This is a genomic window from Methylolobus aquaticus, from assembly GCF_054172105.1.
The window spans coordinates 324872-345622 of sequence record NZ_JBSYXP010000002.1; the positions used below are offsets into that span (position 1 = coordinate 324872).

Annotated in this window: 18 protein-coding genes and 1 tRNA gene; 7 read left to right on the forward strand and 12 right to left on the reverse strand. The window is 62.3% G+C overall.

Going from position 1 to position 20751, the window contains the following annotated elements:
* Positions 1-87 precede the first annotated feature (87 nt).
* A complete protein-coding gene (locus ACW73L_RS04135; protein WP_498920142.1) occupies positions 88-2193 on the forward strand; it encodes an ATP-binding protein in 2106 nt (701 codons plus the stop codon).
* A 47-nt stretch (positions 2194-2240) separates the two neighbouring features.
* On the opposite strand, the gene ACW73L_RS04140 is transcribed toward ACW73L_RS04135, so the two are convergent.
* The 9 genes from ACW73L_RS04140 to ACW73L_RS04180 form a co-directional block, all read right to left on the reverse strand.
* Positions 2241-4700 (reverse strand): sensor domain-containing protein, encoded by a 2460-nt coding sequence (locus ACW73L_RS04140; protein ID WP_498920143.1) that lies wholly within the window; start codon positions 4698-4700, stop codon positions 2241-2243.
* On the reverse strand, positions 4697-5287 hold the full coding sequence (locus ACW73L_RS04145; RefSeq protein WP_498920144.1) for a SpoIIE family protein phosphatase: 591 nt from the start codon (positions 5285-5287) through the stop codon (positions 4697-4699). Before ACW73L_RS04145 ends, ACW73L_RS04140 begins: the two co-directional genes overlap by 4 nt.
* On the reverse strand, positions 5257-5655 hold the full coding sequence (locus ACW73L_RS04150; RefSeq protein WP_498920145.1) for an anti-sigma regulatory factor: 399 nt from the start codon (positions 5653-5655) through the stop codon (positions 5257-5259). Before ACW73L_RS04150 ends, ACW73L_RS04145 begins: the two co-directional genes overlap by 31 nt.
* A 44-nt stretch (positions 5656-5699) precedes the next feature.
* Positions 5700-6110 carry an anti-sigma regulatory factor gene (locus tag ACW73L_RS04155; protein WP_498920146.1) on the reverse strand — a complete coding sequence of 137 codons (411 nt, stop codon included), beginning with the start codon at positions 6108-6110 and terminating at the stop codon, positions 5700-5702.
* On the reverse strand, positions 6094-6498 hold the full coding sequence (locus ACW73L_RS04160) for an STAS domain-containing protein (protein WP_498920147.1): 405 nt from the start codon (positions 6496-6498) through the stop codon (positions 6094-6096). The genes ACW73L_RS04155 and ACW73L_RS04160 overlap by 17 nt, the downstream gene beginning before the upstream one ends.
* Positions 6495-7367: an STAS domain-containing protein gene (locus ACW73L_RS04165; protein WP_498920148.1), complete on the reverse strand. Its 873-nt coding sequence runs from the start codon at positions 7365-7367 to the stop codon at positions 6495-6497. Before ACW73L_RS04165 ends, ACW73L_RS04160 begins: the two co-directional genes overlap by 4 nt.
* Positions 7368-7855: 488 nt before the next feature.
* A complete protein-coding gene (locus tag ACW73L_RS04170; protein ID WP_498920149.1) occupies positions 7856-8524 on the reverse strand; it encodes a response regulator in 669 nt (222 codons plus the stop codon).
* A 126-nt stretch (positions 8525-8650) separates the two neighbouring features.
* Positions 8651-10123 (reverse strand): response regulator, encoded by a 1473-nt coding sequence (locus ACW73L_RS04175; protein ID WP_498920150.1) that lies wholly within the window; start codon positions 10121-10123, stop codon positions 8651-8653.
* Between the two features lie 503 nt (positions 10124-10626).
* Complete coding sequence (locus ACW73L_RS04180; protein WP_162560137.1) at positions 10627-10788, reverse strand: hypothetical protein; 162 nt, start codon at positions 10786-10788, stop codon at positions 10627-10629.
* A 436-nt stretch (positions 10789-11224) separates the two neighbouring features.
* Between ACW73L_RS04180 and putP the strand changes: the two genes are divergently transcribed.
* Together putP and ACW73L_RS04190 are read left to right on the forward strand one after the other, a co-directional pair.
* Positions 11225-12727, forward strand: a complete 1503-nt coding sequence (gene putP / locus ACW73L_RS04185) for a sodium/proline symporter PutP (protein ID WP_498920151.1) — start codon at positions 11225-11227, stop codon at positions 12725-12727.
* 295 nt (positions 12728-13022) lie between these two features.
* On the forward strand, positions 13023-13742 hold the full coding sequence (locus ACW73L_RS04190) for a restriction endonuclease (RefSeq protein ID WP_498920152.1): 720 nt from the start codon (positions 13023-13025) through the stop codon (positions 13740-13742).
* A 614-nt stretch (positions 13743-14356) separates the two neighbouring features.
* Here ACW73L_RS04190 and ACW73L_RS04195 read toward each other — a convergent pair.
* From ACW73L_RS04195 to rsmI, 3 genes are all read right to left on the reverse strand, one after another.
* Positions 14357-14812, reverse strand: coding sequence for a phospholipase D-like domain-containing protein (locus tag ACW73L_RS04195; RefSeq protein ID WP_498920153.1), 456 nt, complete (start codon positions 14810-14812; stop codon positions 14357-14359).
* Between the two features lie 464 nt (positions 14813-15276).
* Positions 15277-15353, reverse strand: a tRNA-Arg gene (locus tag ACW73L_RS04200).
* Between the two features lie 117 nt (positions 15354-15470).
* A complete protein-coding gene (gene rsmI, locus ACW73L_RS04205) occupies positions 15471-16364 on the reverse strand; it encodes a 16S rRNA (cytidine(1402)-2'-O)-methyltransferase (RefSeq protein WP_498920154.1) in 894 nt (297 codons plus the stop codon).
* A 46-nt stretch (positions 16365-16410) separates the two neighbouring features.
* Here rsmI and ACW73L_RS04210 point away from each other — a divergent pair, with 46 nt between their 5' ends.
* The 4 genes from ACW73L_RS04210 (at position 16411) to ACW73L_RS04225 (ending at position 20485) form a co-directional block, all read left to right on the forward strand.
* Complete coding sequence (locus tag ACW73L_RS04210; RefSeq protein ID WP_498920155.1) at positions 16411-18285, forward strand: penicillin-binding protein activator; 1875 nt, start codon at positions 16411-16413, stop codon at positions 18283-18285.
* Positions 18282-18671: a YraN family protein gene (locus ACW73L_RS04215; protein ID WP_498920156.1), complete on the forward strand. Its 390-nt coding sequence runs from the start codon at positions 18282-18284 to the stop codon at positions 18669-18671. The genes ACW73L_RS04210 and ACW73L_RS04215 overlap by 4 nt, the downstream gene beginning before the upstream one ends.
* Before the next feature lie 3 nt (positions 18672-18674).
* The gene (locus tag ACW73L_RS04220) at positions 18675-19262 is read left to right on the forward strand and encodes a D-sedoheptulose-7-phosphate isomerase (protein ID WP_498920157.1); all 588 of its coding nucleotides are present in this window, start codon (positions 18675-18677) and stop codon (positions 19260-19262) included.
* Positions 19263-19465: 203 nt separating this feature from the next.
* The gene (locus ACW73L_RS04225) at positions 19466-20485 is read left to right on the forward strand and encodes a threonine aldolase family protein (protein ID WP_498920158.1); all 1020 of its coding nucleotides are present in this window, start codon (positions 19466-19468) and stop codon (positions 20483-20485) included.
* The last annotated feature ends 266 nt before the right edge of the window (positions 20486-20751 follow it).

The window sequence follows — 20751 nt, forward strand, 5'->3', positions numbered from 1 at the left end:
TTCGCAAAAGCTTGCGGGCCTCATGCGGCCGGACCCCACCACACTCCTGACCGGATCGGTGCTCCCTGACACAGCTGCGATGCGCGGATGACTGAGAACGCACGCGAAATCAAACGACAGGCTCACGCGATGGACAGCTCCATGGAGGGCATGGCCATCCTGGACGGCGAGACCTACATCTACATGAACCCCGCCCATGCGCGTATCTACGGCTTCGAAGTCGACGAACTGATCGGGCAGAGCTGGCGGCGACTCTACGACTCGGACGAAACCTCGCGTATCGAACGCGATATCTTCCCTCTGCTCGTCGAGCGCCAGCACTGGACCGGCGAGGTCAAGGGACGACTCAAGGACGGAAGATACCTGGATGTCGAACTCAATCTGACGATCATTCCTACCGGCGAACTGGTCTGCGCATGCCGCGACATCTCCGACCGGAAGCGCGCCGAGGCCGATCTTGCCCAAAAAAACGCTTTGTTGATGGCGATCCGGGACATCCAGTCGAGGTTCATGGTAGGAGACCAGCGCCATGAGGTGTTTCCTCAACTGCTTTCCGCGGCGCTGCGCTTCTCCGAAAGCGAGTTGGGGTTCGTCGGGGAAGTGCTGCGGGATGAGCAAGATCAGCCCTACCTTCACACGCAGGCCCTGTCCGACATTGCCTGGAACGACGAGAGCCGAGACCTCTACCGCCAACATGCCACGCAAGGCTTGCCCCTGCGTAAGCTGGACTCGCTATTCGGGCATGTCCTGGTCACGGGACAGCCTGTCATCGCCAACGATCCCGGCAACGACCCAAGGCGCGGTGGGCTTCCGGCAGGCCACCCCGGATTGCAGTGCTTCATGGGACTGCCAATCCACAGCGGCGGCGAACTCGTGGGCATGGTTGGCGTCGCCAACCGTCCCGGCGGTTACGACGCACGGCTGATCGAGTTCCTCGAACCGCTGCTGTCCAGCTATGGGAGCATCATGGTGGCCCGACGGGTGGACCAGCAGCGTCGGCAGGCGGAGCAGGACCTGAAGCTCAGTCGGGACGAACTGCGCGTGACCAACATCGAGTTGCAGAAAGCGTCTCGAATGAAGGATGAGTTCCTGGCCTCGATGAGCCACGAACTGCGGACCCCACTGACTGCAATACTCGGCCTGACCGAAGTGTTGCAGACCGAAACTGCTGCTGCTCTGAGCGAGACCCAGCTCCGCTATCTCGCCACCATCGAGGAAAGCGGCCGCCATCTTCACGATCTGATCAATGACATCCTCGACCTCGCCAGGGTCGCAGCCGGGCAGGTCGAATTGCAGGCTGACTGGTGTTCTTTGGAAGATCTATGCTCCAGCAGCATTGCCATGGTCCTGGATCAAGCCAACCGCAAGGAAATCGACATCCGACAGGCTATCGACACACCCGGGCTCGTGTTCCTGGCCGATGCCCGGCGCGTCAAGCAGGTGCTCGTGAACCTGTTGTCCAATGCCGTGAAATTTACTCCGAAGCGTGGCCGCATTGGCCTCGAAGTTCAGTCCCCTGTCGAGGAAGAAGTGCTGCGCATGGTCGTCTGGGACACGGGCATCGGCATCGCCCCGGAGCATTTCGACCGGCTCTTCGAACCGTTCACTCAGGTCGATGCCCGTCTGTCGCGTCAGTATGGCGGGACTGGGCTCGGTCTTTCCCTGGTCGCCAAGCTCGTCGAGTTGCATGGCGGCAGCGTGTCGGTACAGAGCCGCGTCGGAGAGGGCAGCCGCTTTGAAGTAACGCTACCGCTGACCCGTCTGTCGGACGCTTCAAACCACGCCCCTACACCGCCCACGCCACAACACGGCGTCAGCCGTCCGCAGAGCCTCCTGATCGCCGAGGACAACGACATCCTGCGCGGCCTGCTTGAGGATTACCTTAGCGCCCGCGGCTTCAGCGTCGTGAGCGCGGTGAACGGCCAGGAAGCCGTGGAATTGAACCGGACCCTGCAACCTCAGTTGATCCTCATGGACATCCAGATGCCGACCATGGACGGCCTGGAAGCCATCCGTCGCATTCGTCGGGAAGAAGCCCAGACGTCATCGAGGCGGCCGATCATCGCCCTGACGGCGCTGGCCATGCCTGGCGACGAAGAGCGTTGCCGACAGGCTGGAGCGGACGACTACATCATTAAGCCCTGCAGCCTGAGTCGCCTGTTCGAGATCGTAGCGCGGAGGCTGGATGTCTGACCAGCGGGTTTCCTCGAAGGCCCTCACGCCCACCCACGCCGGAAAGGCTAAACGAAGGGCTGCGACAACCGGGCCTCAATCACCTGGGCAGGGGCAGGCCGTCCGAAAAGGTATCCCTGAAAGCGGCGGCAACCGAGATCAGTGAGGAGCCGGTACTGCGCATCGGTCTCGACCCCTTCGGCAATGACGCTCATGCCAAGCATCGAGCACAGCTGAATGACGTTCGAAACGATGACGGCGTCGCAACTCTGCGCTTCGATCCCCTGCACGAAACCGCGGTCGATCTTTACTTCATCGAACGGCAGTCGCTTCAGATAGTTCAGGGACGAATAGCCGGAACCGAAATCATCCATCGCCAACCTGATGCCGAGACGCTTGAGTTGGTGCATCCGCCCCACGGCCTCGGCCGAATCCCTCATGACCAAGGTCTCCGTCAGCTCGAGTTCCAGCCGTTGGGCGTCGACGCCGTGCCGATCGAGGGTGTCCGCGACCGATTTAACGAAATCGCGCGCGTAGAACTGCCGCGCGCTGACATTGACGGCCATCCCCAGTTTTCCGGTCTTTTCATCGCCGGCCCAAGCCACCATCTGCCGACACGCCGACTCCAGAACCCAACCCCCGAGTTCGCAAATCATGTCGCTTTCCTCGGCGATCGGAATGAATTCGCCTGGAGCAACCAGACCGCGCTCCGGGTGACGCCAACGAATCAACGCCTCGGCAGCGATGACCTGCCGTCGGTCATCGACCTTGGGCTGATAGTACAACTCCAGTTCTCCAGCGGACATCGCCCGTCGGAGCCCAGTCTCGACTTGCAGGCGCGCCTTGAGTGCCTGCTGCATCGCAGGCAGGAAGAACCGATAGCGGTTGCGCCCCGCCCGTTTGGCCTCATACATCGCCGTGTCAGCTTCCTTCAGAACCACCTCATGGTCAGCCTGGTCCGCATGAAAGAGCGAAATACCGATACTCGCTGACAGATAGTGCTGCTCACTGTCGAGGGACAGGGGCTCGGAGATCGCCGTCAGGAGTTTCTCTGCGACCGCTTTGGCGCGGTCCGCTGCAGCGCCAGGAACGCCCTCAAGATCTTCTAGGATTACGATGAACTCGTCGCCGCCGATACGGGCAATCGTGTCGCTCTCGCGCAGGCAGTCCCTGAAACGCTGGGCAACCAGCGTCAGAACGCGATCACCCGTAGAATGCCCTTTTGTGTCATTCAGCGCCTTGAAGTTGTCGATATCGATGAACAACATCGCCCCCACCGTACCCAACCGTACACACCGAGTAACGGCTTCCTTCAAGCAGTCAGTCATGTGCCGCCGATTGGGCAGACCGGTCAATTCATCGAAGAAGGCGAGTTGATGAATTCGCGTCTCCGCCGCCCGGTAATCGCTGGCGTCGGAGAGGCAGAGGACATAGTTGCTGAGCCGCCCCGAGGGATCCGTTACCTTGGTGACGGTGATCCACGCCGGGTAACGATGCCCGCATTTATGGCGACTGAACCACTCCCCGTGCCAGGATGGACGGTCCCGAAGCCGCTGCGGGATCTCGTCCAGGATCCTGATCGACGGATCCGAAGCCGCCGCGAAATCCAGGACATCCGGGCGGCAGCCGATAATCTCTTGCGACGCGTAACCGGTGATTCGAGTAAAGGCCTCATTGACTCGAAGTATCCTGAGATCGGGATCGGTAATCGCAACGCCATCCAGCGCCTCGAATAGGCTGTCGGCGATGCGCAACGCGCGCTCGTTGGTCCTGCGGCCGGTAATGTTCCAGGCCATGCCAAAGGCCATTCGGGGCTTGAGATGCACATCGAAGCTGACATCCACCTTGAACTGTAGCCAGACCTCAGTTGACCCGCTTCTCAGGGGAAATTCATCCTCGAACGCAGCCCCGGACAGCGCCGATTGCCAGCCGCTGCGAAAGGCATCGCGATGATCCGGTCGAATCAGACTGACCAGAAAGTTCATCGACACCGGCATACCGATCGGGGTATCGATCATCCGGTACATATGCTCTGACCAAATCATTTCCCCGCGCCTGAAATCCAGTTGCCACGTGCCGATATCTGCCAGGACCTGCAATTGATCCAGCACGATGCTGGAGTCCAAGAGATGCTCGCGCAACTGTCGGGTCTGAGCGTTATCGTAGGTGACGCAGGCAATCACAGGGGAATCGCCAGCACCGCGCACGCCATGAAACCCGACCAGAGAGACCGTTCCATCCTGGCGCCGCAAGCGGTATTCGCATGCGCTTTCCGTATCATCGGCAAGCTTGGCCAGTGCCTGTTGGAGGCGCTCTCGATCCGACGGATGCGCCAGATCGAGCAGATTGCGCCGGAGCAGATCGTCTACGGGATAGCCAGTTACTGCAGCCCCGGCCGATGACACGCTCAGGAACTCGCCTTGGGGAGCATGGCATGAGAGCATCAGGCGTTGGGACCCGCATTCGCCATCGGTTGGTGACCATGAACCGTGCGTAAGCGTGCCCCGGAGGTCTTCATTGAAACTCAAGCGCCTGCCTCCCCAGCGTCGAACCGGTATACCAGAACCCCGGCATCGTCACGGGGATCACGCCAGAGCTGCAGTATGTGATCGCAGAATCCTTCGGGGTTGCGCTCCCATTCCGGCAGGATCGTTTCGATCTGCAGCATTTCGCTGACACCATCGCTGGCCAGGATGATCCAGTCCCGTTCCTCCAGGCCGATGGCGTGCACCGAGAGCTCCGCCGGCAGCCCCCCACCAACGACTCCGTAGTCCGCTGGCAGATGGATCGTGCGCCCACCCCGCAATAACCAGGCACGCGGATTGCCAACGCCGCAGTAGGTCAGGACTCCGCTCGAGATCCGCGCCACACCCAGGGCGGCACCCCGCAACGTCTGCAGGCTGCTATCAAGTTCTTGGAACAAGCCGCGCAAGGCGCAATCCACGTGAGCGGCGATCGTGTGTTCCGCCACGGCAGCCGCTCGAGCGGCTTCCGGGCCATGCCCGAGACCATCAATGATTGCCAACAGGGTTCCAGTGGGTGTGAGCCAGATGGCGCAGCGATCTCCACTGGGCTCGCCCACCTTCAGGGCCAAGGTTCGGAATGCGTGCGCCATGTGTTTCCCCCAGTGAGCCATTTCCGCACGACGATGAATGTGCCGCCCCCCGCCCGGGAAACGATGTCGAACGTATCCATGAGTCGTCGCACGCCGGGCAGTCCGCAACCCAGGGTTCCGGTGGTGCTGTAGCCTTCAGTCATGGCCAGTTCGATATCCCCAATGCCTGGTCCGTCGTCGGTGGCCGAAATCTCGATGCCTGTACGCGGCGCGTCGACCCAAGCGATCCGAATCCACCCTCCGTTGTCGGTATGCATCCAGAGGTTGTTCGCCAGCTCCGCCGCCACCGTCGCGATCCCGTTGACCGAGACCTCCGGGAATCCGAGTTCGGCACCTACCCGCCTCGCAACACCGATTACAGCGCCCACGTCGGATTCCGTTCGCACCGCCAAACAAAAGCTTTCAGGTGGCCTCATCGCAATCGCAAGCGCCGTCTGATGAACCCGATGCGAACGCAGGTGCCCTCGCCGGGCCGCGATTCCAAACTGAACGCGTCCGCGAGGCGCTTACTGCCGGGCAGCCCCTCACCGAGCCCGCCAGCGCTGGAATAGCCATCTCGCATGGCTTCTTCGATGTCGGCGATACCCGGTCCCTGGTCCACCACCTCGATCTCGATGCGGACAGCTCGTTCATCGGATACATCGCGAATGATGCATTCGCCCCCACCACCATGCTGCAGCGCGTTGCGCACGAGCTCTGACACTGCCGTGGCGATGCGGGTTTGGTCCATGGGTCCGAGTCCGAGTTGGATGGCCGAATCGCGCGCCGCCAGTCGAGCCCTGATCACATCTGCCTGGGTTTGGACGCTAATGTGCCGCGCCACGTTCGCAACCCTGCGTAGCCGGCGACTCGTCCTGAGCCATCAACGCGCTCAACCGCTCCAACGCCAGTTCCAGATTAAACGCTGTCGCCATCGGGGAGAGGTTCCGGCCCATCTCCACCAGCGTCAGCGCCACCGGCGGCTGGACGCCGCAGATTACGACCTGGGCCCCCATCAGGCCCAGCATGCGAGCCGTATCGTTGAGAACCCGCGCCATGAAGGAGTCGACAATATCGAGCGCCGAAACGTCGATGACGACACCGCGCGCCTCGTTCCGAGCCAGTGCCTCGGTCAGGTCACTCTGAAACATCAACACATCCTCGTCGGTCACGTCGGCATGAATCGGTACGATCAGCACATCGCGGTTGAGGCGCAGAATCGGCACCTTCATGGGCCATTCCGCCCTCGCGGGACGACCTCCTGACCGATCAGACTGAAGGCCAGCGCAACACCGAGCCGTAGCGAACCGACCGTCGGCACCCCGCTGAGATCGATCCCCAGCTTGACGATGGTCTGCGCCATGTGCGGTCCGATCCCGGTCAGAATGACGCTTGTTCCGAGCAGTCGAGCCCCGGCGACTGTCTTGAGCATCTGTCTTGCCACGCTGGTGTCCATGACCGGAACGCCGGTGATATCGATCAGTGTCACGCGTGCCGCGCTGCGGCCGATGGCGAACAGCAAACTCTCGGAAATCTGCAGTGCCCTCACCGAGTCGATCACGCCGACGAGGGGCAATAGCAGAACCGAATCCCACAGGCTGATTACCGGCGCCGACAGTTCGCGTATCGCAGAAGATTGACTGGCGATCGTCGCCTCGCGGGCATCGACGAAGCTGTCCACGAGGATGATCGTTCCACGGTCAAGTAATCGGCTGATCATCAGGGACGCCTCGGCCGCGAGTGCGCCCCGGCCGCTTCCCTGCTCCTGAATCACAGCGACCAGTGCTTCCTTGCCATCCAACAACAGTTGCACCGTTTCGGAGGGAGCGAAGCCACGTACGGCGCGGGTACGGCTAGCCTCGCGTAGCTGCGTCGCGAACGGGTCGGTGGGATTGGATTCGATATCGGTGTGGCCGGCCTCGATGATTCTGACCAGCGACTCGAGAAGACCGACGAGTTCCCTGTTCAGTTCGTCCTCAGGGATGCCATCGCGGCCGTGACCGCCGTCGAGTCGGTCATTCAGGCGTTGCCGCCAGATCGTAAGAATGCGATCTTGCCGACGTTCTAGGAGGTCGCAAAGGAAACTGTTGACGTGATCCATAGAGTCCCCGAACGCGGCAGTAACAGGCAGCCTCAAGAAGTGCCGCGTATACCCAGATTCCCTAGACGGACCAGCCTGTACCAGAAACGGATTAGCGACTCGGTTTCATACTAAGTTTCGCACTTCGCATTTTCAATCAGAGGAAGCCCAATAGGGGCATCAGGAGCGACTGCATTGGCTAACGTAAATCACCACATACAGTGACTAGTGGAATACCCTAATTTTATTTCAGGGGAAATACTACGCCTCACAGATAATGACTTAAGATCACCGCGGATAAACCTTGGACTAGCGGATTTGGTTTAGTCAGATCTGCCGTAGGCACAGGCGCATAACACCCGTAGAAGACGCCAGAATGGCTCTTTCTTGCGTGTTTTTCGTGGCTTCTGAGAACCCATTTCTGGGCTGGATACGGGAAGGACCGCGCCTTGGAACGAAGGGCGGACAGCGGGGTGGAGATCTCCGCGCCAGACAAACGATAGCGGGTTTCAGCCCGGTGTGATCAACCCAATGCGAATCGCATAGCGGGTTAGTGATGCGGTATCGAAGATCTCCAGGCGCCGCATCAGATGCGCTCGATGCGTTTCGACCGTCTTGTGGCTGATGGCCAATCGCACGGCGATCTCGCGAGTGGAATGGCCCTCGGCGATCAGTTGGAGAATCTCGCGCTGGCGGAGGGTGAGTCTCGGCGCAACCGCATCACTCTCCTCCGCGGACTGGTGACCACGGGCCATTCGGGTCAGGCCACCGACGACATGTTGCGAGATCATCGGGCTGAGGTAGGAGCCACCGCGAGCGAGTTGCCGAAGCGCCTCGCCGAGTTCGTCGACAGCGCAATCCTTCAGAACATACCCGGTGGCACCTGCTCCGAGCGCTTCCAGCACATAGTGCTCGGTCGCGTGCATGGACAAGATGATCACGCGCGTCTTGGGACACTCGCGCACGATATGCGCCGTCGCGTCCAAACCGTTCATGCCCGGCATCGTCAGATCGAGCACCGCAACCTCTGGCGCATGCTGTATTGCAAGCTGCAGGGCAGTGCGGCCGTCGTCTGCCTCGGCCACGACTTCATAGTCACCGAATTCCTCGATGAGGGCCTTGAGGCCAGCGCGAACCAGACGATGATCATCAGCGAGTAGAATGCGGATCTTGCTCATTTCTATAGTGTATCTCGTGCGTGATTATAGACGGCCCGTCGTTCGGCGGCGCGGATGCGCAACGTCGCCGCATTATACCGGGCCGTGAATAATACGGCTCAGTGAAAACGACTTCGGCTCTCTCGGTCAAGACAACGGTATCATCGCCTCAACCAGAGTGCCAACCCCGGGCGTGCTGGTAATCGAAAAGTTGCCGCCGAGCAGTTCTGCGCGCTCGCGCATACTAGAGATTCCAAAACCTGCCCCGCGCGCTGTCGTGGCCAGCATGCTCGGCGCAATGAAACCGCGGCCATCATCCTGTATGCGCAGAGTAATCTGCTGCCCCAAGCCGTTCAAACCAATCGCGATATGCTGGCTCTCACCGTGGCGCAAGGCATTATTGACGGCTTCCTGAACGATACGAAAACAAGCCGTTTCGACATCCGGCGACGGACGCTCTTCGAGACCGTCCAGCGCCACCTCGATCGATGCGCCACTGCGTTCGGCCTGACGGCTACAATACCAGTCCAGCGCGGCCTGCAGCCCGAAATCGTCGAGCATCGAGGGACGCAGCTCGAGCGCACGATTCCGTATGGCACCAATTGTCGTATCGACGATTTCCAGGCATTCAGCCAAGCGGGACGCCTGCTGTGCATCGTCGGTACCGCGCCCCAAGACCCTCAAATGCAACTTGAGCGCGCCGAGTTGCTGCCCGATCTCGTCATGCAACTCGCGCGCGAGCATGCGCCGCTCGAATTCCTGAGTTTCGAGCAGCTGCCGCGAGCGACCTTCCATGCGCTGCACCGTTGCCAGATAGGCGGCTCCCGCCGAGCGCTGCTGGTAGGCCTCGCGTTCAAGGGCAGCAAGATACTGCCGCTGTTCGGTCGTGTCGCGCACCACGAGTTGGATCATCGGCTCGGACATCGCAGGATATCGGACGCCATCGATGGCGACCGGAAAGCTGCCATCGTCACCGCGCTTCAGCATCGCCTCGACGTCCCGGAACCCCGTCGCGTCCTCGCGCAGGTCGTCGATACAGGCTTTCACCAGTCCGTCATGTCCGGGAACCAACAGTGCCATGAAATCGCGCCCCAGCAGATCCTCGACGCGAGACAGTCCCAGCAAGCCCGCAAGCGCAGGATTGGCGAACCGGATCCGCGCGTCGGCGTCTAGCAGCACGATTCCATGCGGCAGCATCTCGGCCAAGCGCAGGAACCGCTCTTTTTCTTCGATCAGTTTGCGATAACGATTCAGCCGGACGATCGTACGCACTCGCGCGCGCAATTCGGCGCGATCGAAAGGCTTCGACAGAAAGTCATCGGCGCCGGCGTTGATGCCTTCCAAGCGCGAGGCGGCATCATCGAGCGCCGTCAGCATCAGAATCGGGATCGGGGCGAGGTCCGGCGCCAAACGAATGCGGCGACACACCTCGTAACCGTTCATGCCCGGCATCATGACGTCCAGCAGGATGAGATCCGGTCGCAACTCTGTGGCAACCGTCAGTGCCTCCTCGCCACAGGTCGCAAATTCGAGCCGATAGGCGTCATCGGCAAGCACGGCTGCCAGCACCGCGCGCACCAGCGGTTCATCTTCGACTATCAGGATGCAGGCTTGTGTCATCGCGGCAGCGGGCTATCGGGAACGGAAGCGAAGCGGAGTCGAGCGATGCGACTCGGACTGACAGTTTAGGTCTACCTTGCCTTTTCGTCGCAGCCGGCACGCTTTCAGGAGCATCCGGATGCGTCGCCCATTAGATTTGAGCACGCCTGTGTGAGGTACCTTTCGGCGACGAAGATGCCCGTGCTAGCGGCCACCAGTTTCGCTGAACCCGGGAAGCCGGCACTCGCCACTCCGGGTGCTTCGCGTTCTCCGGCGGCGCCCGCCCCATTCCCGAGACTTCTCCCGGCGCATCTCGACACCGCGCCGAAGCGGCGCACGACCGGGTTGACTCAATGAAGCTCAATCGTCCTGGTCGGGCGCCGCCAACGGATGGTCAAGGCGGGAATCATCCCCTTTCAGGATACCCCGCGTGGCATGGGGACCGGTGAGCACGGCAGGGTCCGCGCTCTGGCTCGTGGATGATACCTTCTTGCGTTGCCGTTGGCGTGACGCCCGCCCGAGGGTTACAGCCATTTCACGATCAGCCAGAAAGCCATCAACCCGGCGAGCGTGATCAGCAACGGTACAGGATTCTTCAAGATCCCATTCAAGTCGTTTTGGTAGATGGCTACGGTTTCCTTGAACACCTTTTTGGTGTTCGAGGGTGCTTTCGATTCGGTTGACATGAGCACTCTCCAAAGAAGTGAATCGCATCGAAAAGTCGGGGCGCCACTAGCGTCGACTCCCCCGGCTCTCCTTCTGCTGCCTCGTTGGACCGGCCCGGTGGCAGCACGTTCCTTGGCGCCGGCCGAGACCGAAGCCGGTTCAGGGGCCACGACTCGCATCGTCCGCTGAAGCGAGCATTTCTTGAGACCCGAATCGAACGCCTAGGCAACGGACCTCACCCACAGCAGGCACCGCGTCGGACTGGAGCACGAGACGCTCCGGCAACATCTGGAACCGCGCAGCCCAAAGTGTCGCGCGACCAGGTTTCGGGATGTTCTGGGGTGGAGACGTTCGGCAGTGCCACGACGGCGGGAACTTGCCTGAGGGGCACCGTCCCCGCAGAATTCAAACTACGCTCTTCGGCTTTGCCGCCGTATTCCGCCACAAATCGCGCCCATGGGATCGAGCAGCCCGATCACGACCACCTTCGTCCTATACCTCGTCGCAATGATCGGCATCGGCGGCGCGGCCTGGCGCCACACCCACGACCTGTCGGACTATATCCTGGGCGGCCGGCGGCTGGGCCCATTCGTGACCGCCCTGAGCGCCGGCGCCTCGGACATGAGCGGCTGGCTCCTGATGGGCTTGCCGGGTGCCATTTTCGCCACAGGCCTGACCGAAGCATGGATAGGCGTCGGTCTGGCAGTAGGCGCGTGGGTCAACTGGTACCTGGTCGCGGCACGCCTGCGCGTCTACACGGAACTCACGCGCGATGCGCTAACCTTGCCGGACTATTTCACCTACCGGTTCGAGGACCCGACACGGCTACTTCGCGTCCTGGCTGCGGCCGTGATTCTGTTTTTCTTCACGATCTATTGTGCCTCCGGCATGGTCGCCGGAGCACGTCTGTTTCAGCAGGCTTTCACGCTCGACTACGGCACCGCGCTTTGGGCCAGTGCCGCTGCGACGATCGCCTATGTGTTTGTCGGCGGGTTCCTGGCGGTCAGCTGGACCGACACGGTTCAAGCTGCCCTGATGATCTTTGCGCTATTGCTCGCACCGGCGTTGGTCCTGGTCGAACTCGGCGGCATTCCCGCAGCATTCGCTGAGGTCGCGAAACTGGACGATCGGTACATCGACGTCTTCGGCGGGTCGACCGCGATCGGGGTCGTCTCGCTACTGGCCTGGGGCCTCGGCTACATGGGCCAGCCGCACATTCTGGCCCGCTTCATGGCCGCCGCAGAACCTGAAGGCATGGCGAGTGCGCGTCGCATCAGCATGACCTGGATGGTGCTGTGTCTGAGTGGCGCCATCGCCGCGGGCTTCTTCGGCATCGCCTACTTCGCTCGGCACCCGGATCTCGCAGCACCCGTAACCCAGAACCGGGAAGCCGTGTTCATGACGCTTGCGATGACCCTGTTCCAGCCATGGCTGGCCGGGCTCGCCCTGGCAGCAATCCTCGCCGCGATCATGAGCACCCTGTCCTGCCAGCTGCTGGTTTGCTCGTCCGCGCTGACCGAAGATCTTTATCGAGCCTTCGTTCGGCCCGGCGCCTCGCAGCGCGAACTGGTCTGGTTCGGACGCGCCATGGTGCTGGCAGTCGCCGCTCTGGCGATGGGCATTGCGTCCGATCCGGAAAGCCGCGTGCTCGGCTTGGTCGGCTATGCCTGGGCGGGCTTCGGCGCAGCCTTCGGCCCGGTCGTGTTGCTCTCGGTCACGTGGCCGCGTATGACGCGTCATGGCGCGCTGGCCGGCATGCTGGTGGGCGCCATCACCGTGGTGCTGTGGCACCACGGCCCGTGGTTCGGACTGCCTTCGGGCCCGGTCGCGGACCTGTACGAACTGGTGCCTGGGTTTCTGGCCGCGTCACTCGCGATCTGCTTCGTCAGCCGGATGGATCGGCAACCCTCGGCCACGATCGAAAAGAGCTTCCAGACGATGCGGGCGAGGCTGAAGTAACCGGAGCGAACGTCGCAAACCGATGGAAGCCGCTGCAACAATAGTCGAGCTGAACGCATCGGCCAGATCGAAACCTGTGTGTGTCGGCAAGCCCTGAATCATCGACTGGGTCCTTGAACCCAAGCCGCACCCGGAACCCGCCGACGCGCGCGAGAGACTACCCGATTGCGATGGGCAGAACGTCAAAGAGCCTCCCGTTACGTGGCTCGATGCCCCATCCGTGGTCGCGGCGCGTGTAAGCCTCTGACCGCTCCGCTACACTCCCGGCAACCAGCCCCCTCACATGGAGAGCGCCATGGTTCCGAGTCGAAGAGGAAATCCATTCGAGTCATTGATCCGCCTTCCGTGGTGGGTCAGCGTCCTCATCGCCGGGATCGTCTATGCCCTCCTAAAGTACGGCTTGCCATCCGCCGGCGGTAACAATCCGATCCTCGCGGGCCTGGCCGAAGCGCTCGCGCCGAACGCGCACTGGATCGCCCTCGTCTTCCTGCTGATGGCCCCGGCTTCATTCCTCCGTAGCTTCGAGCGGCGGAAGCTACTCGATCGCCAATCCGGAATCGAGTCGATGCGGGCCATGTCCTGGAAGGAGTTCGAGGTGCTCTGCGGCGAGGCCTTCCGGCGGAAGGGTTACCAAGTCGAGGAAACCGGTCTCGGCGGCGCCAACGGGGGTATCGATCTGATCCTCCACGGCCGGGAAGAACGCGTGTTGGTCCAGTGCAAGCGCTGGAAGACCTTCAAGGTGGGCGTGCGGGAGGTGCGCGAGCTCTTCGGGCTCCTGGCGGCCGATCCGGCGGACCGCGCAATCCTCATCACGTCCGGCGTGTACACGGCCGAGGCCCGGGCTTTCGCCAAGGGCAAGCCGCTGCAGTTGATCGATGGTCATGCGTTGCTGGAGCTGGTGCGTGCGGTTCAGGCGCATCAGGTAGCAGGGAAGCCGCCGGGGATCCAGAATGCGACCGAGGTTCGCCCCGTTGCCGTCGAGCCCCGGTCTGCCCGCGATGTGGCTCGCCGATGATTCTCCGCACCGCCCGGCGTGGCGATCCGGCCGGCACCTCGGTGTGGGCTTACTCGACCTATCCGCAATGCCAGGGTGTGATCCGGCGCACTTATCGCCTGCGCTGTCCTTTGTGCCGTCAAGACTTGATGAACACTTTACGACAGTGGCATTCGGAGGCTCTCGCCTCTTGCTCCCTGTTGGCAGCCGCGCTGCGGTATTCCGCCAGCCAGGCATCGACCGCGCGGCTCCAGTAAGGCCCGGTGTCATCGATAAGCCCGAGCGAAAGCAGACGAAGGGTACATGCCACCGGATCGCATCGAGATCGATAGCTAGACGATTGAACCCACGGCGATGGCGAACGATGCGGCGACCTCAGCTGTGGCCGGAGTTACGCGGCCAAACGGCTCAGAACACCAAAACCTTGTCCGGTTCAGAACCCTGCTCCTGGAGTCCGGAAAGCGCTTTCAGGAACTGCGCTCTCTTCTACTTGGTGTCGAACCCCAGCTTGAAGAGTGCCTGTCCCAACTCGCTCGCTTTGTAGCCACCCCCGGGCTGCTTCGTGCACAGCTTCCTGAGTTCGGCGATCACCGTCCGCACGACATCAACGGTCTGGGTGGGTGCTGACGGCGCCGTTACGCCTTGATCCGCAGTCGGGAGCGGACAGGACGACTTCGACACGGCCGGTTGCGTTGGTTATCCGACAACACGCCGACCTTCTCATGGAATAAGCCGCGAAGAACACCGCCTTGAGAGTCGGTGCGCAGAGCGAGCTTTATCTCCAGATGTCCGGCCGCTGCTAGCCACGCCAGAGCGCTGAGCCGGTCCTTGATCAATGCGTCTTCGACATCCATTAGATTGCGGACAATGATCGCTCGCAATGCAGCGACACGGTTGTCCGCCGCGGCCTGAAGAGCATCCACGTCCTCAGCGTCGAGGTAAGGAGACACAACCAGCTGCATCTTCCCGGAACGGGAGGCAAGACTCGCGATCCCACGCGCTGCCAGTGCCAAACCCGCGCTGGTGAAATAGCCGGCCGCGCGGCGGTAAAGAACCGACGCCTCCAGACAGGGGACGAGGCAGTCGCGCACAAGGTCATCCCTGCCAGTGCGATACGAAAGCTTGAGGGGAAGGTCGCGCAGCGTGCCCAAGGCTGAAATCCAGGCCTCGCCTAAGTCCTTGTGCTTAGACCGGATTGTAGCGCTCACAGAACGCGCTGAACAGGGTGCTCAGACCATGCGATCCGCGGGAGCCGAGAACAACCCCTGCCAGCCTCTCCCGCGCTCTGCGGATTTCATCCGAGACCGGATTTCGATGCGGCCATCCGCAGCAACCAAAAGGCGAGAAAGTACGGGCGTTTCAGCTGGAGGGACCTTCCCTGGATGGTGACCTGACGAGATTCATCCGTCAGCGACACGGGCTGAACCGGCGAACTTCCACGGAAGCTCGCTGAACACTTGGTCGTGCGAGTGAGTTCGAAGTGATCCGCAGGGGACACAAGGTGAACACGCGCGCAACTCACAACTTTGCAGCGCCTTTTAGCTTTACGATTTTGTGGCGCCCCGAACACGATTCGAACGTGTGGCCTTCCCCTTAGGAGGGGGACGCTCTATCCAACTGAGCTACCGGGGCACGGGAGATTGCGGGCAGTTGCCGAAGCTTGGTTCGTGCGGGTTAGCACTGCTGTCGGCGACGGGAAGTCTACCACTGCCCTGTTGCCTGCGCACCCGCCGCACTCTCGCGGCGGGCTCACACCTTCGAATCACGGAGCGAGTTCAGTTCCAGCGCCCTCCGATAGAAGGCATCGCGGGGAACGCCGGTGATCTTTGCCGCCAGGGCGCTCGCCGTTTTCACCGAGCATTCGTCCAATAGCACCCGCAGAATCCGCTCCTGTTCTGCATCCAGCCCGTCCCGCTGCTCGGTCGTCGTCGCTCCTTCGAGCAGTAACACGAATTCGCCCTTGAGCATATTCGGGTCAGCGAAAACCGTATCAGCCTCGCCCAAAGGGATCGAGACGATGGTCTCATGCAGCTTGGTCAGTTCCCTGGCGATCACGAGCGCGCGCGCGGGCTCGAACACGGCGTGCATGTCCGCGACGGTCTCGCGTACCCGATGGCTGGATTCATAAAAGGCCAGTGTGCGAGGATCATCGCGCAATGCCTCGAAGTGTTTGCGGCGCGCGCTGGAGGTGCGCGGCGGAAAACCCTCGTAGGCGAAACGATCGGTCGGCAGGCCGGAGACCGAAAGCGCCGCAATGAAAGCGCAGGGACCGGGCACGGGCACGATGGGAATTCCCCGGTGTCGCGCCGCGCGCACCAGCGGCAAACCCGGGTCATTGATCAGTGGAGTGCCTGCGTCGGACACGACGGCGATGGAGGTACCGGCTTCAAGCCGCAGGACCAGTTGGTCCGTGGCGCGGGTTTCATTGTGTTCGTGCAGCGACACCGTCGGCGTCGCGATGCCGTAGTGCGTCAGCAAGACGCGCGTCCGGCGTGTGTCCTCGGCGGCAATCAGTTGGACCTGACGCAAGGTCTCGACTGCCCGAAAGCTGAAATCCTCCAGATTGCCGATCGGCGTCGCCACTAGGTATAGTACGCCAATCTTTTGATTCTTCGTCGTTACCGGACTCTCGTCGTCGTTCATGTTGCTCCATTCACCACTTCCGTCGCGCCTTCTGCTGCTGGTTTTCGTGCTGAGCAGCACCCTCGCCGGATGCGCGCGCTTCCAGGAACGAAAGGCGACCGAGGACCCCTGGGTTCAATACGCCGAATCGCGCTTTTCCGCCGGAGACTACGCCGGCGCCGCCGAGATCTTCGAGAGCATGGCGGGGAAATCCAGCGCACCGGACCACTATCGGCTACGCGCCGCCGATGCGCATCTGCGCGCCGGGGAGAATGCCGCGGCGCAGGCGCTCATCACCAGCATCAATGCAAACCAGTTGGATGACGTCGATCAGGTTGACTTCCATCTTTTGGCCGCGCGACTGAATCTGAATGCCGGCCGGGCAACACAGGCGATGGGCGAGCTGAACCGGATCGCCAAAACCCCGCGCACCAAGGCTCAGGAGGTGCATTATCACTTACTGCGTGCGTCGGCGAACAATCAACTGGGTGACATGCTCGGCAGCGCGCGGGAACGCGTGGCCGTGGGGCCGATGCTGACGACCGCCGACGCAACCCAAAACAACAACGAAGCCATCTACGATGCGCTGAGCCGCCTGCCCGACAGTGTGCTGCAGAACCAGAGTCCGCCCGCACCCGACCGGCTCGGCGGCTGGATGCAATTGACCCACATTCTTCGCACCAGTCCCGCGGCCGAGTTGGGCGCCGATCTGGGCGCCTGGCGAAACCGCTACCCGCGCCATCCGGCTGATGGCCCCTTCCTCGACCGGGTACTGGAAGAAAGCGGCCGGCACGTCCAGATTCAGGCGGCCCCGTCGGTACGCGCCGAAGCGCCGTCGACGGCGACGGAAACCGCGAGCGCGCCCCGCAAAGCGGCGAGTCCGTTCATCGGCGTCATGATTCCGCTGAGCGGACCCTTTGCACCTGCCGGGGAAGCCATTCGCAGCGGGATGCTGGCCAGCTTCTACGCGGACGGCTCGCCCTCGAAACTGCCTTTGAAATTTGCCGACAGCGAGGCCTCCGGCGTCGAGCAACTCTATCGCAGCCTGGCCTCCCAGGGCGCCGCCGTCGGCGTCGGTCCGCTGATCAAGGAAGAGGTCGGCAAGCTGATCCGGGTTCCCGACCGCACTGTGCCGGTGCTGGCGCTGAATCAGGTCCAGGACGCGACGGCCGAGTCCGTGGTGCAATTCGGTTTGAGCCCGGAGCAGGAGGTCGAGCAGGCCGCCGGCGCAGCCTGGTTCGACGGGCGCCAGCGCGCCGTGCTCCTGGCTCCTGCGTCAGCCTTCGGCGAGCGCCTGTCCTCGCATTTTGCCCGCTATTGGCGAAGCCTGGGCGGCAAGCTGGTCGCGACCAAGACCTACAGTCCCAACGCCGGCGACTACTCCACGACCGCGGCCCAAGTCGCTCTGGCGGTGGGGGTGAGCCCCAATCCCGTAGACTCGGTCAGCGGCGAGGCGCTGAAGGCCGACTTCATTTTTCTGATCGCCAACCCGCACGACGCCCGGCTGATCAAGCCCCAGATCGATGCGCAGCGCCTGTCCGGCTTCCCGGTCTACGCCACCTCCCATGTCTTCAGCGGACGACCGGACGGACAGCAGGACCGCGACCTCGATGGCATCTACTTCTGCGACATCCCCTGGCTGCTTCACTCCTACGATACCGGACCGTTATCGTCGTCGGCACTGGCACCTGAAATCGCCAAGACCTCGCCGGAATTCGTGAAGCTGATCGCACTCGGCATCGACGCCTACCGCATGGCGAAGATGATCCCGACGATGACCCCAACCGACTCACATCTGTTTGACGGCGCCACCGGCCTGCTGACCCTGCAGAGCGGGAACTGGGTCCAGCGGCAGATGGAATGCGCGCAATTCGAGGGCGGGATGCCACAGGCCCGCGGCCTCGCGCCAATACTGAGACCCACCGCATCGAGCACGCCTTGACACCTCGAGCGCCAACCGGCGAACTCGCGCCCCATCTGCGAACAGGACAGCGGGCGGAGGAACAGGCCAGGGACTTCCTGGAACGGCAGGGCCTGCGCTTCCTTGAGCGCAACTTTCGGGCGCGCGTCGGGGAAATCGACTTGATCATGGATGACGCCGGCACACGCGTCTTCGTAGAGGTTCGCTTCCGACGCAACCGGCGCTACGGTGGCGCACTGGAAAGCGTGGACCGGAAAAAGCGGGCACGACTGCTCGCCACGGCACAGTGGTATCTCGGCTCGCACCGCACCACAGGACCAGCCCGTTTCGATGTCGTCGCGGTGGAGCCGGGCCCGAATGGGGACCCCTGTTTCGTTTGGATCAAGAACGCGCTGGAGGATGGCTGACGGGTGAGCATTCACGAACGAATCGCAAGCCACATCGCTGAAAGCGTCGCGACGCTGGAGTCGGTCGCCGAGCAACTGAGCGAATGCATCGAGGCGGCGGCGGTAACGATCACCGACTGTTTATTGAGCGACGGAAAGGTCCTCTGCTGCGGCAATGCCGGTTCCGCGGCACACTCCCAGCACTTTGCGAGCCTGATGCTCAACGGTTTCGAGCAGGAGCGACCGGGACTCCCGGCGATTGCGTTGAGTTCCGACACCTCGACGTTGACCGCCATCGCTCAGGACCATCGCTTCGAGGAAGTATTCGCCAAGCAGATCAGGGCACTCGGGCATGCCGGCGATGTCCTGATGCTGTTCACGATCTGCGGTTCGTCGCCGAACATCCTCGCCGCCGCCAACGCGGCACACGACCGCGACATGCGGGTCATTGCCCTGACCGGTCGTGACGGGGGCGCCCTATCGCCGCTGCTGGCCAGCACGGATGTCGAGCTCCGCATCCCATCCGATGCGGCAGCGCGCGTACAGGAAGCCCACCTGCTGATCACCCACTGCCTCTGCGATCTGATCGACCACCGACTCTTCGGGCACTAGCTCGCGGCGGCGACAGTGCCAACGGCGGGGAACACTCCGTCGTCGGGACGGGGGATGGCGCAGGTGCGACGGATCGTCCAAAATCGGGCGTACCGGCTCCGGAAAGGTCATTCTTCCGACATCCGGCCATCCCACTGAACCCGCGCCCAGACGCCACTCCCGGGCGCGCGCCACCACGCCATTAGCCAGCCTAACCACACGACATGATCGACTTGCGCAGCGACACCGTGACCCGCCCGACACCCGCCATGCGCAAAGCCATGTACGAGGCGGAAGTCGGGGATTCGGTCTATGGCGAGGACCCGACCGTACGAGCGCTCGAAGAGCGGACGGCTGAGATCCTCGGCAAGGAGGCAGCGTTGTTCATGCCCTCGGGGACCATGTCGAATCAGGTCGCGGTGCGTTGCCAGACCGAGCCCGGCGACGAAATCATCATGGATTACAAGACCCATGTGCACTACTACGAGGTCGGCGCCGCAGCCGCGCTGTCCGGGGTTTCGTGCCGCATGATCCACGGCAAACGCGGCATTTTCAGTGCCGCGGCGCTGGAATCGGCCATTCGTCCGCTCAACATCCACTACCCGGTCGCCAAGCTCGTCTGCATCGAAAACACCCATAACAAGGGTGGCGGCTCCATCTGGCCGCTCACGACGATCGCGGCCGTGGAACGCCATGCCCGTAAACATCGACTGCGCATGCACATGGATGGCGCCCGGTTATGGCATGCGGCCGTCGCGAGCGGCCACCCCGAGCGAGACTACGCGAACCATTTCGACACCGTGAGCGTGTGCTTCTCCAAGGGTTTGGGCGCGCCGATAGGCTCGGCGCTGGCCGGCGACCAGGAGACGATGCTCCGCGCGGAGCGATTCCGAAAACAGTTCGGAGGCGGCATGCGCCAAGCCGGCATCGTCGCAGCCGGAGCGCTCTACGCGCTGGAGCATCACCGCGAGCGTCTCGCTGAGGATCATGCCAATGCCCGAACACTGGCCGAAGGAATTGCGTCACTGCCCGGAATCGAGCTCGATCCGCACCTGGTGGAAACGAATGTCGTGAACTTCCGGGTGTTGAACCGACCCGCGCCACAGCTTTACGAAGACCTGAAGCGCCAAGGCATCCTGGTGTTTGCGACGTCGCAGGATACGATACGCGCCGTGACGCACTGCGACGTCAGTCGGCAGGACATCGAGACGGTGTTGAGCGTGCTAGCGCGGTCGGTCACGTGATTCCGCAAGGCGTAGCGCATTTCGCTCCCGGAGGGACCGGTTTCCGATGCACACCACTACCTGCATGCACTTGCCGCGCCCCACGCGTTCGGGGGAGCGACATTCGGGGCCGGTCCGCGCCAGCCTGTGCGATAGCCACTGTGATGCATTTTGCTTGGCGCATAAAAAAGTCCCGTCGAGGAGGAGGTGAAACTCGACGGGACTTCAGGGGCGCACCGAACCAAGGGAGCGGTGGCAACCAAACTGTGATTGGGATCTAGAATACC

Excerpts from the sequence above, each read along its gene's own strand:
- ACW73L_RS04190 (WP_498920152.1), top strand. The coding sequence starts at position 13,023 with ATGGTTCCGAGTCGAAGAGGAAATCCATTCGAGTCATTGATCCGCCTT.
- ACW73L_RS04170 (WP_498920149.1), bottom strand. The coding sequence starts at position 8,524 with ATGAGCAAGATCCGCATTCTACTCGCTGATGATCATCGTCTGGTTCGC.
- ACW73L_RS04225 (WP_498920158.1), top strand. The coding sequence starts at position 19,466 with ATGATCGACTTGCGCAGCGACACCGTGACCCGCCCGACACCCGCCATG.
- ACW73L_RS04165 (WP_498920148.1), bottom strand. The coding sequence starts at position 7,367 with ATGGATCACGTCAACAGTTTCCTTTGCGACCTCCTAGAACGTCGGCAA.
- ACW73L_RS04180 (WP_162560137.1), bottom strand. The coding sequence starts at position 10,788 with ATGTCAACCGAATCGAAAGCACCCTCGAACACCAAAAAGGTGTTCAAG.
- ACW73L_RS04135 (WP_498920142.1), top strand. The coding sequence starts at position 88 with ATGACTGAGAACGCACGCGAAATCAAACGACAGGCTCACGCGATGGAC.
- ACW73L_RS04175 (WP_498920150.1), bottom strand. The coding sequence starts at position 10,123 with ATGACACAAGCCTGCATCCTGATAGTCGAAGATGAACCGCTGGTGCGC.
- ACW73L_RS04160 (WP_498920147.1), bottom strand. The coding sequence starts at position 6,498 with ATGAAGGTGCCGATTCTGCGCCTCAACCGCGATGTGCTGATCGTACCG.
- rsmI (WP_498920154.1), bottom strand. The coding sequence starts at position 16,364 with ATGAACGACGACGAGAGTCCGGTAACGACGAAGAATCAAAAGATTGGC.
- ACW73L_RS04145 (WP_498920144.1), bottom strand. The coding sequence starts at position 5,287 with ATGGCGCACGCATTCCGAACCTTGGCCCTGAAGGTGGGCGAGCCCAGT.
- putP (WP_498920151.1), top strand. The coding sequence starts at position 11,225 with ATGGGATCGAGCAGCCCGATCACGACCACCTTCGTCCTATACCTCGTC.